Here is a 12624-nt window from a genome sequence, read left to right as displayed (position 1 = left end):
CGTTTTCGCGGTAGGTTGCAGGCACCTCGCCCGCCCGACCCAGTCTCCCCAGGAGGACGCGGTGACGACCAACGACGACGCCCCCTACCGCACGGCGACGACTGTCTGGCCGACCATCCACGAACGGGTCCTCGCCGCGTTCGCCCGCGGCTGGGACGCACCCGAACCGCACGCGTGGGACAACCTCATGGAAGAGGACGTCGAGCTCCACCAGCCGCTGACCCAGCCCGGCACGACGCGGCGGACGTGGCACGACGAGGCCCAGCGCATCGTGACGCTCCTCCCCGACATCCGCGGCGCGGTGATGAGCTGGGCGGGCCAAGAGGACCTCATGTTCATCGAACTCCAGCTCACCGCCACCCTCGGCGCGAAACCCCTCGAGTTCCGGGCGGTCGACAAGCTCTGGCTCACGGTCAACGGCACGGTCCTCCGCCGCGACTCGTTCTTCGACTCGGGGCCGCTGATCCAGGCGGTGATGCGACGGCCGTCGGCCTGGCTCCCGTGGTGGCGTTCCGGGCTCGGGCCGTTCATGGCGAGGCGCAAGTTCCTCGTTCGTTGAGCATGTTTCAGCGCCGCGCGTTCCGCGGAACGCAAACGATCGGGCACACAACCCGGCCGTAGGGTCTGCTGTCGTGATCGATCCGCAGCAGCGCCGCTCCCGTGCCCGCGGCTGTCTTCTCGCCGGCGCCGTCGGGGACGCCCTCGGCGCCCCCGTCGAGTTCGACGCGTACGCCGGGATCCGATCGAGGTTCGGCCCGGCCGGCGTCACCGACCTCGTGCCGTCGCCGTACGGAGCTCCCGGGCTCGTCACCGACGACACCCAGATGACGCTGTTCACGGCGGAAGCGCTGCTGGACACGGACCCGCCCGGACTCGACGACCGCTCCACGCCGCTTACCTCCGCTGGCTCGTCACCCAGGAGCGGCCCGCCGCGCCCGACGACGCCGTCGGCCTCGCCGCCCAGCCCTGGCTCTACGCCGTGCGCGCCCCGGGCAACGCGTGCCTGTCCGGGCTCCGCGCCGCGGAGCGCGGCACCGTCACGGCGCCGGTGAACGCCGGCTCGAAGGGCTGCGGGACGGTGATGCGCTCGGCGCCGTTCGGTCTGTCGGCCCGGCTGCCCACCCCGGAGGCGGTCGCCGAGGCCGCGATCACCGGCGCCTGCCTCACCCACGGCCACCCGACCGCCCGGCTCGCCGCCGCCGCGTTCGCCGTGATCGTCCGGCACCTCGTCGACGGGCGCGGGCTCGCGGAGTCGGTGTCCGCGGCGATCGAGCTGGTCGCCGGGCACCCCGGCCACGAGGAGACGACCGCCGCTCTGAGCCGAGCGGTGGCCGCCGCCGACGGCCCGGCAACGCCCGAGCGACTGCACCAGCTCGGCGAGGGTTGGGTCGCCGAGGAAGCGCTCGCGATGAGCGTTTACGCCGCGCTCACCCACCCCGGACCGGACCAGCTGCGCACCGCGCTGCTCTTCGCCGTCAACCACGACGGCGACAGCGACTCGACCGGCGCGATCACCGGCAACCTGCTCGGCGCACTCCACGGCGAGGCGGCGGTGCCGGCGGACTGGGCCGCGCAGGTGGAGGGCCGGGACACCGTCCTCGACCTCGCCGGCCGGCTCGTCGAGCCCTCACCGCCGTCACCACGCTGACGGTGCGGCCGGCGGTCCGAGAGGCCGAGCGCCGCGCCGACCGGCTGTCCGGGTGCGCGGGCTGCTGCTCGGCCTAGCTCCTTATCACGTGACGAGCTACTGCTCGTCCGACTACTGCCAGAGCAAAAGATCGGACAGGTCCGCTCGTCAACGAACGTTCGCATCTGCAAACGATTCGAGCGAATTGCGATCAGGCGACGCCGAGCTCGGCATGATCGAACGCATCCGCCATTCGCGCCACAGCGTGGAGGCCTTTGCTTCAAGGAGCGAGGTCATCTCGTCTCGCTCGCTCTGGGCGCTCTCATGCTCGGCGCAGCCGCAACGGCCCCTACGGCGACAGCCGACCCGATGCCAGGCTTCTCGTTCGACCCGGTGAAGCTCGAGAATCGCATGGATTCGTGCATGGAGCACCAGATCGGGCCGAGCGAAATCTTGATGGGCTGGCTGAACATCCGGACAGGTGACCAACAGCAATGGAGATGCAGTTCCCTACGACACATGCTCCTCGACGACGAGGACAGACCCGGCGCACGACCCGTACGGGAACATCCCTGATTTCATGCGATGCGTCGACAAGGTCGTGAGCTACGGGTTCCCCCGCAAGGGCGACCCGGGCAACACCAGGCTCATCTACCAGTACAACGGGACGAGAACCCGAGCAGAAGTCGTGGTCAACGATGCGTCAGGTGACATCGTCACGATCTACACCTCCCTCAGCAACGACTGGACCAGGTGCGCGAACGCCCTATAGCTCCGGTGTGCGACCAGCGGGCGTGCGTGAGCGCGTACGAAAGCTCCAGGCCCAGGAGTGGGACCTGGTGAACTCATGGTCCGACCGGGCCTTGCGGGTGCATCTCACCAGCTTCGTGAACCTATGCGCCAGGCAATGGCACGACGACCACCCGATGACCACCGTTCTGCGCAGATACCGGGAGGTCATCGCACTCCTGCCTGATCCACGGCAACTCCGCACCGGCAGCGACTTCGAGACCCGTTCCCTCGCGTGTGTCGAGCGACTCCGCCCCCTCATCGGCGACCTGGCCGAGCGGGATGCCGCTGAGGTGACGTTCGAGCAGCAGGAGCGTTCGCGCGATCCAGTGCTGTGGATCCCGCCGATGACGATCCTCGGCGAGGCGGGTCCCGGTTGGCCCTTTCACCTGCTGTGCTGGAACGAGGCGAACTCTCTCGTCGAGGGAGTTCAGACGCCCTACCGCGCGGCCCGGCACATCGCAACCGAGGCATACCACAACCCCGACGATCCGTTCGGCCTCATCCCACCGATGACGGAGCTGGCCGAACGTTACGAAGACCAAGCGTCCACGCGGAAAGTGACCGCTGCCGATATACGAACGACACTTTCCGATTTCCTCAGCCGTGCACCGTGGCCAATCAGCGATAGCTGCGCCTGCTGGATCGCCCAGCTTCGAGTAGTTCCTGGACGACCGCCTTCGGAAGCAGCTTCCGCAGTTGGGCAATGCGCGGCCCGTGGGACGGCCGCAGCTGACCGTGCTGAAGAGTACGTCCGCGGAGAGTCCAGCATCGCGGCCACGGGCGCACACCTCACCCTTCGTCAACTCGAGCAGCGGGTTCTGGGAGCCCTTCGCGCGCATGGGGACCGGCCCGTCGAATACCTCCACGAGATCCACGCCATCGCGGGCCAGGCCATGCCGTCGACGTCCCCACGCCCCACCCCCGGCTCAAAACTACGAGCACGCGGTGAGCGGCAAAGCGCGTTGCGTGACTTCCACCCGATCAGCCCAGCTGGATGAGGGGGCTCACATCCTCACGACGCCACCACGCTCGCGGTTCGGAACGTCTCCCCCGGCATCCGCCGCCGCAGTCGCCACGTCACGGCGATCGGCCGCTCACCCTGGTGCTCCACGTAGTCGCACAGTCCGAGGCACAGGAACGGAGCGGAACCCAGATCGTCGATCGGCGCCTCACGCACGAACAGCGCGACGTGGCTCCTTCGCTCCTGGTGGTGAAGGTACCGCTGCCCAGTCGGAGAAACGATCGACGTGCTGTTCTGCGATTCCCAATGGAAGAGCTCCGGGCTGAGAGCGAAATCGCGGTACATCGTCGTGGGTGAGAAGTCGCGCTCGGTCTTGCGGAGGTTCACCAGCAGCGCGTCCGTCTGCACCTCCGGCGCCCACGCCACGCCTTGCGCGTGCCCGTACGCCTTCCGTTCGAGCGATGCCCAGCCGAGGGCGGCCAGGATCTCCTCGCGCCGGTAGTGGGCGTGGCTCAGCAGCGGAACGTGCTGCAGCCCTTCCCCGAGCGACCGCGGGACGTGCCGCGCCCGATCGAGTGCGAGCGCAACCAGCTCCCGGATCTCCGCGCAGACTGCGGGATGACGGCGCAGCTCGTCGAGGCCGGATTGGTAGGAGGCGTGCCCGCCGCGGTCCGGCCAGAGCAGGAAGAACAGCATGCGTGCGAGGCGCTGCTCGCGTTCGGTCAACGCCTCGTAGGCGGGACCCGCTGGGTCAGCGAGCCGGCCGTACGTCTCCGCCCGCTCGGGATCGTCTACGTGCGCGAACGCGACGACGCGCTTCAGCAGCGCTGCGTCGTCCGGCCCCGGCGCGGCCGTGGGAAGCCCCGCCGCCCGACGCAGGCCGGTCCACGATCCCTTGTCCTTGTAGACGTCCGGCAGGTCGCGCCCGGACTCGTCCAAGTAGCGCGCTAGCGGAAGGTCGCCGTGCGAACGGACGTCCGCGACGAGCGCGCGTCGCGAGAGCCGCAGCTGGTGCCGCACGTTGTCGAGGACGATGTCCCGTGCAACGGGATCGAGGATCAACTGCGACCCGGACGGGAGGAACGGGAACCCGTGGCGGAGATCGGACTCGAGCCGCTTGCGGGTGCTGCCAGTCAGCGCGCGATACCGGACGTCGAAGCGGAACTCGCGGCGGTGCTGGCCGATGAAGTCGAGGACGGTCAGAACTGCCTTCCCCGGTGCGCGGCGCAACCCGCGGCCGAGCTGCTGCAGGAACACCGTCGCGCTCTGCGTCGGACGCAGGAACAGCACCGTGTCGACCTCGGGAATGTCGAGACCCTCGTTGAACAGGTCCACCGCGAACAGGCAGTTGATGTCTCCCGCACGCAGCCGCCGCAGCGCCTCCGACCGCTCGTCGGAGCGTGAACCGCCGGCGACGGCGAGGCTGGGGATCCCGGCGCGGGTGAACACCTCGGCCATGTACTGCGCGTGCGCCACCGAAACGCAGAAGCCGAGAGCGCGCATGGCGTGCACGTCGGTGACCTTGTCCCGCGTCTCCCGGATGACCTTGGCCGCCCGCGCGTCGTTGCCGGTGTAGATCGCATCGAGCGCGGTGACGTCGTAGGAACCGCGCTTCCACTCGATGCCCTGCAGGTCCACGTCGTCGGCAATGCCGAAGTAGTGGAAGGGGACCAGCAGGTCTGCGCTCAGCGCGTCCCAGAGGCGCAGCTCGTAGGCGCTCCGTCCACCGAAGAACTGCCGGACGTCGGCACCGTCGGCCCGCTCGGGTGTCGCAGTCAGCCCGAGCAGCTCGCGCGGGCGGATGTGATCGAGCAGCGCCCGGTACGTTGGGGCCTCGGCGTGGTGGAACTCGTCCATGACGACGACGTCGAAGTGGTCCGCGGGCAGGCGCTGCACCCCGTACGCCGCGAGCGACTGGACGCTGGCGAATACGTGCTCCCACCGCTCCGGCCGTTCCCCGCCGACGTACACCTCGCCGAACGCTCCATTGGCCAGCACTGCGCGATACGTGTGCCGGGACTGCTCGAGGATCTCCTTGCGGTGCGCGACGAACAGCAGCCGGTGCCGCGGCAGGCTGGCGCGCAAGCGTGCGTAGTCCAATGCGGCCACGACGGTCTTGCCGGTCCCGGTTGCCGCGACGACGAGGTTGCGATGCCGGCCGTGGATGCTCCGCTCGGTGTCGAGCGCCTCGAGGATCTCCTCCTGGTGCGGTTTCGGACGGACCGCGAGGCCGGAGACGAACTGTCCGGCGGTGGCGATCCGGTCCAGGCCGAGCGCCTGCCGCAGCCGCTCGACGTCGTCCGCGTTCTCCGGGTCGTAGGCGACGAACTCGGGGCTCGCCCAGTAGCTGTCGAACGTGCCGGCGAACTTGCGCAGCAGGTCCGGGGTCGCCACCGACGAGAGCCGGACGTTCCACTCCAACCCGTCCACGAGCGCGGATCGCGAGAGGTTGCTGCTGCCGACGAACGCGGTGTCGAAGCCGGTCGCGCGGTGGAAGAGCCACGCCTTGGCGTGCAGCCGCGTCGTGCGCGTCTCGTAGCTGATCTTGACTTGTGCTCCGAAGCGCCGAACGAGCGCGTCCACGGCCCGCTGCTCGGTCGCTCCGACGTAGGTCGTGGTGATCACGCGGAACGGCACGCCTCGGCTGCGCAGCACGTCGAGCTGCTGTTCCAGCACGCGGACGCCGTGCCATCGGATGAACGCACAGAGCAGGTCGACGCGGTCGGCTGAAGCGAGCTCGGCGCGCAACTCGGCACCGAGCGACGGTTCCTCGGGCGCGTTTGTGAGCAGGGCGGCCGAGGACAGCGGGGTGACCGGCCGCTCCAGCCGGTGCACCCCGGGCGCCGCCTCGCGGGTGAGCACGACGAGGTGCTGGGCTTCGGCCGCGAGCTGGTCGTCCTCGGCCGCGACGCGGAGCAGCAAGTCGTTGACGAGCGCGCGCCGCCGGTCCGGGTCGGGTTCGTCGGTGAGCGCCCGCTCCACGGAGCTCGCGACGTGGCGGGCGAGCACATGCGGCTGGTCGGCGTCCTCGACGGGGAGGAAGCGCGGTGTGAGATCCACGAGGCGGTCGAGGGCGGCGTCGAGTCGCCGCGTCCGCAAGGACTCGTACACACCCTCGGGGAGGGGATCGATCATCGGCGGGAGGTCCCGTCAAGGCCCAGCCGGTACTGCTCTGCGGCCACCACCCGCTGCGCCACCGGCACCGACTCGTCGTCGAGCACGTCCGGCCGGTGGTCGGTGGCGTCCACCGCCCTGCGATCGGCGTGCTTCGCCTCGCTCTTGCGCGCGAACTCGTCGAACAACAGCCGCTTGCCCTCCTGGATCTCGCGGATCCGCTCGTCGATGCAGTCCTTGGCCAGCAGCCGGTGCACCTGCACCGTCCGCACCTGCCCCATCCGGTGCGCCCGCGCGATCGCCTGCTCCTCGGTGCTCGGCTTCCACTGCGGCTCGGTCAGGACCACGACCGACGCCGCCTGCATGTTGATCCCGACCCCACCGGCCTCGATCTGGCTGAGCAGGACAGCGTGCCCGGGCCGCTTCGCGAAGTCGTCGACGAGCTGTTGCCGCATCGCCGGCGGCACCGCACCCGTGATCGTCCCGACCACCGCGTCCCCGAGCGCCTCGTGGATCAGCCCGAGGGTGTCGAGGAAGTAGGAGAAGACCAGCACCTTCATGCCGTCCTGGGCCGCCTCTTCGACGAGGTCGCGGAGCCGTTCGAGCTTTGCCGAGCTCGGCGTGCTGAACGGCGCCTGGCGCATCGCCATCAGGTTCCGCTTCGACACAGCCGCCTCGTACCGCGCCTCGTCCGTAGCGCTGAGCTGCACCCACGACTCGATCTCGATCTTGTCGGGCAGCTCCGTCAGCACGTCCTCCTGGTTCCGCCGCAAGTAGACGGGCGCAACGGCGCGCCGGAACGTCTTCGCGCCGGCGACCGCGTCCTGCGCGCTGACGCTGCGCGCCACGCTCGGTTGCAGGTACCCGACGAGCGTGCGGAACTCCTCCACCCGGTTCTCCATCGGCGTGCCGGTGAGGAAGGACGTCCGCTGCGACCGCTTCACCGCCGCCTGCACCGCCTGGGAGCGAGCGGCGTCCGGGTTCTTGACGTAGTGCGCCTCGTCGACGACGAGCATCGCGACGTCGGCGTTGCGGACGTCGTCGGGCAGCCGCGCGAGCGTCCCGAACGTCGTGACGGCGACACCACCCTCCTGCAGCCAGCGCCGGCCGGTCGGCGTCGCGGTCGGGGCCGTGCAGGCTGTGTGCCGCGAGCACGGTGTGCTTCCCCGTCTCGTTCAGCCAGTTGATCTGCACGCTCGCCGGGCACACGACGAGGAAGCGCCGCTGTCCCTTCGCGGCGAGGTGGGCGAACACGGCGAGGGCCTGGATCGTCTTGCCCAGCCCCATCTCGTCGCCGAGGATCGAGCGCTCCTGGTGGATGGCGTACTGCGCGCCGAAGACCTGGTAGCCGCGCAGGGTCGAGGTCAGCTTCGAGGTGTCGAGCGGGACCGCGCTGATCCGCTGCCGCAGCTCCTCCGGGACGAACCCGCGCGCCGCCTCCTCGTCCTCCGCTCCGCCCGTGCCCCCGACCGTCGACAGCACCGCGTTCACGGACGCCGCGTCGGACAGGTAGTCGCGCCAGAGCTGCGCCGGGTCGTAGCTCCGCGGGTCGACGGCCTGTTCGCGCAGGTGCACCGTCTGCTGGAGCGCGCGGACGCGCGGGTCGGCGAGGATCGCGTCGAGCTGGGCAAGCGCGTCGAGTGCTGACTCCTTCTTCGACCGCCAAGAGAAGGCCATCTTCAGATGGCTGCTCGCCCGCTCCGCCTCCGGGACCAACGGCGCGACCTGCGTGCGGAACGCCTGCAAGGGCTCGTGCAACGCCGCTGCCGCGCCGTCCGCGGCTCGTATGGCGGCGAGGGTGGCGAGCAGCTGTGTCTGTGCGGGGTCACGCCGGTCGGGGTCGAAGCGGAAGCGGACGTCCTGGTGCACCCGGACGGCGGCCGTCCGCGCGGCCCGCCGCACCTCCTGCACCGTCGCCTGCCCAACACCGGGCACCTGCTGGAGCCGGTAATCGGGCGCGTTCAGGACATCGGCGACCGTGCGATAGCCGGCCTGCTCGAGCGCCCGGAACCGAACACCCCGACCAGCGACCTCCTTGAGCGAGTCGATCGGCATCTCGCGCAGCCGTGCGGCGACGTGGTCAGCGTTCACGATCTCGATCTGGTGCCGGGCGCTGTTGCGGAGCACTTGCGGCGCGGTGAGCAGCGTAGATGCCCGTTCGGCGAACTCACGGACGGCAGCGATCGTCGACCTGGCCGCGGAGCCGACCTTGCCCCGAGCGGCGTCCCGTTGATCCATCGCTCCCATCCCGTCGTGATCGGAACATTGATCGGGGGCGGCGAGGAGATCGTTAACGAACGCAGGGCGGGATCCGAGGTGGGTGCGCGAGCAGTCCCCACGATGCGGAGGGCAGCACGTACGTGCGGGTTCAGCCGATGACCCGGCGACCACCCGCGCCGGATCGAACCGGGCGACGACCTCCGGCCCCGTTCCCGGCTGCGCCGGCGCTAGATCACCGACCTGCCCGGAGCGCGGGTCGCCAAACCGCACGCCGGCCCCGCCAGCGCGCGGAGGTTCGACGGCCAGACCGGGCGACCCCAGAGCCGTTGTAGACCATCAGCACGGCGACGACCGGCCCCCGGTGCCAAGCGTGGCGCATCGCGCCGGCCGCGCTCGTTCCATGACCCCCGGCGGCGACCTTGTTAGCCGTGTTGAACGTGAGCGGGCAGGCGACGACGAGTTCGGGCCGAGGCCGGTCGAGCTCGGACTCGTCGGGAACGCTGGCTCGCCCCGTCAGGTGACGACGACCGACACGACCGCTCCCCCATCAGACCACGACCCCGGCCCGATTCGCGAGGCCCCGCACCGCGGTGCCGCTCGCGCCCCGGTCCCGGCCGAGGACCTGGCGGATGGCGTTCAAGGCGCGAACGGACGGGTTGTAACGATCTACCGTCCACGATCGAACTCGGTTGGAGGTTGGACAAAAGGTGCTTCCACGCTTGCCCGAACGGCCGCAGGTTGCGCCACTCGCCGCACCCCGTCGCCTGCGGGCAACCCGACTCGAGAGGTAGACACCTTCATTGACCATGAGGTACTCACTTCCGCCCAGCTATGTCGGGCGATGGGTACGGGCCACGACGAATGATCTTGGATACGGAGTCTGCCGCGGCAAGACCACCGACGGCAACGCAATCGTCGAGTACACGGACATCCCTGGTGCAGTCACGAAAACCATGACGGTCCCCACCCAGGACCTTGAATTAGCGCGCATTACACCAGGCACAAGAGTCTGGCTGGAAGGCAAGCCATTCGGTTGGCACGCGGCAGAAGTGACCGGATGGTCAGGCAATGACAGCTACTGGGTTCATGTCCGTGGATTGCCGCGCGACCTGAAGCTCCGCGGCAACCGGTTCGTCGTTCGCTGGGACAAGCCTCTTAGTGATCCGGTGACCGCCGTTAGGCACGGTCTTTGTGACTCACCCGAGTACTACGAGGCTCGCCGTCCCTTCACCGACAAACTGGTGCATCAACGGCGGACGTCTCGCGGGTTCACGGCCGCACTCTCCGCCGCTGTCGAGTTGTACGAGCACCAACTCGATACCGTCGCCCGGGTACTCTCGGACCCGGTTCTCCGGTACCTATTGGCAGACGAAGTGGGCCTGGGCAAAACGATCGAAGCAGGTCTGATCGTTCGCCAACTACTATTGGACGATTCCGTTGCGACAGTACTCATCACTGTTCCGGATACTCTCACGGATCAGTGGCGCGATGAACTCCGGGACAAACTCGTGCTTGCACCAGCGTTCCGAGAGGGACGCCTCCAGGTAATGCCGCACGAAAAACTCCGCGAAGCGCGCGGGCTGCGCGAACACGCGCTCGTGGTAGTCGACGAGGCACACCGCCTGCTCCGCGAACTCGATCGGTTTCCAATCCTCCGCGATGACCTGCTGAACACGAAGGGCCTACTGCTGCTCTCGGCCACGCCCATGCGGGCGGATCCCGCGGTCTTCCGCGATCTCCTGAACCTCGTGGACCCAGAGGCGTTTCCTCGCGACGACATCGAGTCTTTCCGCCGGCGACTCCAGCAACGAGAGAAGGAAGCCACCGACCTTCAGGTGCTCACCGCACGACGCGCGACCTCCCGACAGCGCAAGTCCGTGCTGAAGGAACTCCTCGCCACCCACGGCGGCGATCCAGCGGTCGCCCGGATGGTCCAGCAATGCGAGGCGGCCGAGGACTCCTCCGCTCGCGTGTGGGAGGAACTGGCGAATTACGTACGGGAGACGTACCGCATCAGCCGCCGGGTCATACGTCACCGGCGAAACAGCGATTCGACTCAGGACTATCCGGTTGCCGGCCGGCGCGCCATCTTCATCCCGCTGGACGATCCCGCCCGGAACGTGGTAGACGACTTTCTCGACCGATACCGGGAACTGCTCGCCGAGGAACCGCCGGACGCGGCGCGCACCCAGTATTCACTGGCCGTACTGAACGGCCTCGGTGGGCCGCGGGCGTTGCTGCACCACCTGAAGCGCCGGTTGGCGGCGCGGCCGGGACGGCCGATGGCCGTGCCGGAACGTGACCGCGCCCTGGTGGAGTCCACGGTGGCCCGCCTGGAACTGGCGGAGACCGGGACACGGATGGCGGCAGCCTTGGACATCGTGCAGGGCCACCTCGACAAGGAACAGAAGGTGGTGATCGTCGGGACGTCCCATGCGATTGCGCGAGAGTTCTACGAGGCGGCCACGAACCGGTGGCCGAAACTCGTCGGCGCCCACCTCGAGAATACTGAACCGCACGCACGGGAAAATGCCGTATCAGACTTTCTCCACGAGCCCCGCGGCCGCGTGCTCGTGGGCGACAGCACCCTGGAGGAAGGACGAAATTTGCAGGGCGCCCATACACTGGTAAACCTCGACCTGCCGATTGACCCGAACCGACTGGAGCAACGGATCGGGCGTCTGGACCGGTTCGCGCGCCGTGTGCGGCCTGCCGAGATAGCCGTCTTCACCGAACCGACAAGCGATTGGGTTTCCGCACACGTTCGACTCCTCCACGCCGGAATCGGAATCTTCGACGAATCCGTGGCGACCCTGCAACGCAGGCTCGCCGAGATCCTCGACGATCTCGTTGAGCGTCTACTCAAGGAAGGGAGCGACGCATTCGCCGCGGACGTCGACGAACTTCGCTACGACCTGGCCCAGGAACGCAACGACGTCGATCTCCTCGAGGAACTCGAGTCGGTCGCGATTGCCGCGGACTTCGACCCGGCGGGGGTCGCGGATCTGCGAGCCGCGGAGGAGAACACTGACGAACTGCGGGACGCGTTCTTAGAACTCACCTCGCTCAAGAGCGGAATCGGTTTGCGCCCCGCAGTGGACAGGAGCGGCATCCTCCAGTTCCAGGTGAAACATAACGCGCCAATCCAGGGTCTCCCTGATGACAAGGCACGTGCGGTCTGGCCACTGCTCCGCGGCCGGCGTACCTTCGAACGGGAAGTCGCCACCGAGCACGGCGGTGTCGCACCGTTGCGAATCGGAGACCCGCTCGTGGAGTGGATCGACCAGTACCTCCGCACGGACGAACGCGGGCGGGCGCGGGCGCTCATCCGTCCATGCCCCGCCGTGCGTGAGCCCGTACTCTGGATGGCCTGCGACTTCCTCGTCGAGTTCGACGCGTCGCACCTCCCTTCCGAGAGTGAGACTCTCACCCGCCGGGTACGGCGGCGCGGCGACGCACTTCTCCCGCCGACACTCGTCCGTACCTGGACCAACGCGTTCGGCCCGGCGCCACCTCGTCTCGTCACGGACGTGCTCGGCGTCCCGTTCAATGAGGACCGCGACCGTGTGCTGGTCGGCCGGGCCTGGGACGAGGTTCTCGAAGCGCTCCCGGACTGGGCCTCCCTGTGCCGGCTCAGCGCCGATGCGGCACACGACGAACTGCGGACGATGCCGGTGATCGCTGAGGATCCCGTGGCGTCGGCCCGGCGGGCCCGCACCGCGGTGGCCGCTCGCCTCGCGGTCCTGCGGGCCCGGGCGGAGCGCCTGCCGTCGGCGGCGGAACGCCGCAGCGCCCGTCAGGAGGCCGTGCAGGAGGAGACCGTCGGATTGGCGCTCGTGAAGGGCGTCGAGCACCCGGCCGTCTCAGTGATCGCTTGTGGAGTGGTGGTGCTGTGGCCGTCGATATGAGA

The 12624-nt window shown here is 68.9% G+C and carries 9 protein-coding genes and 1 pseudogene; 7 read left to right on the top strand and 3 right to left on the bottom strand.

Going from position 1 to position 12624, the window contains the following annotated elements; translation table 11 throughout:
* The first annotated feature begins 61 nt into the window (after positions 1 to 61).
* The 5 genes from ABEA81_RS30395 to ABEA81_RS30380 all read left to right on the top strand — a co-directional run bounded on the left by ABEA81_RS30395 (position 62) and on the right by ABEA81_RS30380 (position 3417).
* Positions 62 to 559 (top strand): nuclear transport factor 2 family protein, encoded by a 498-nt coding sequence (locus ABEA81_RS30395; RefSeq protein WP_345609735.1) that lies wholly within the window; start codon positions 62 to 64, stop codon positions 557 to 559.
* 73 nt (positions 560 to 632) lie between these two features.
* Positions 633 to 1052, top strand: a complete 420-nt coding sequence (locus tag ABEA81_RS42780; RefSeq protein WP_425570737.1) for an ADP-ribosylglycohydrolase family protein — start codon at positions 633 to 635, stop codon at positions 1050 to 1052.
* Entirely contained in the window at positions 980 to 1648 is a 669-nt protein-coding gene (locus ABEA81_RS30390) for an ADP-ribosylglycohydrolase family protein (RefSeq protein ID WP_425570736.1), read from the top strand. Before ABEA81_RS42780 ends, ABEA81_RS30390 begins: the two co-directional genes overlap by 73 nt.
* 559 nt (positions 1649 to 2207) lie before the next feature.
* A complete protein-coding gene (locus tag ABEA81_RS30385) occupies positions 2208 to 2399 on the top strand; it encodes a hypothetical protein (RefSeq protein ID WP_345609734.1) in 192 nt (63 codons plus the stop codon).
* A gap of 154 nt (positions 2400 to 2553) precedes the next feature.
* Complete coding sequence (locus ABEA81_RS30380) at positions 2554 to 3417, top strand: hypothetical protein (protein WP_345609733.1); 864 nt, start codon at positions 2554 to 2556, stop codon at positions 3415 to 3417.
* A gap of 14 nt (positions 3418 to 3431) precedes the next feature.
* On the opposite strand, the gene ABEA81_RS30375 is transcribed toward ABEA81_RS30380, so the two are convergent.
* From ABEA81_RS30375 to ABEA81_RS30365, 3 genes and pseudogenes are all read right to left on the bottom strand, one after another.
* Positions 3432 to 6515 (bottom strand): DUF3427 domain-containing protein, encoded by a 3084-nt coding sequence (locus ABEA81_RS30375; protein WP_345609732.1) that lies wholly within the window; start codon positions 6513 to 6515, stop codon positions 3432 to 3434.
* Positions 6512 to 7543 (bottom strand): DEAD/DEAH box helicase, encoded by a 1032-nt coding sequence (locus ABEA81_RS30370; RefSeq protein ID WP_345609766.1) that lies wholly within the window; start codon positions 7541 to 7543, stop codon positions 6512 to 6514. The genes ABEA81_RS30375 and ABEA81_RS30370 overlap by 4 nt, the downstream gene beginning before the upstream one ends.
* Positions 7544 to 7673: 130 nt before the next feature.
* A pseudogene (locus tag ABEA81_RS30365) lies at positions 7674 to 7781 on the bottom strand (SNF2-related protein); the annotation flags it as partial.
* 396 nt (positions 7782 to 8177) lie between these two features.
* Between ABEA81_RS30365 and ABEA81_RS30360 the strand changes: the two are divergent.
* Positions 8178 to 8873: a hypothetical protein gene (locus tag ABEA81_RS30360; RefSeq protein WP_345609731.1), complete on the top strand. Its 696-nt coding sequence runs from the start codon at positions 8178 to 8180 to the stop codon at positions 8871 to 8873.
* Positions 8874 to 9520: 647 nt separating this feature from the next.
* Positions 9521 to 12622 (top strand): protein DpdE, encoded by a 3102-nt coding sequence (gene dpdE / locus ABEA81_RS30355; RefSeq protein WP_345609730.1) that lies wholly within the window; start codon positions 9521 to 9523, stop codon positions 12620 to 12622.
* Positions 12623 to 12624 lie beyond the last annotated feature (2 nt).

It is taken from the genome of Pseudonocardia adelaidensis, assembly GCF_039543345.1.
Classification (GTDB): Bacteria; Actinomycetota; Actinomycetes; order Mycobacteriales; family Pseudonocardiaceae; genus Pseudonocardia; species Pseudonocardia adelaidensis.
The sequence above is the reverse complement of the archived record's forward strand: the minus strand, read 5'-3'. Positions and strand labels throughout refer to the sequence as shown.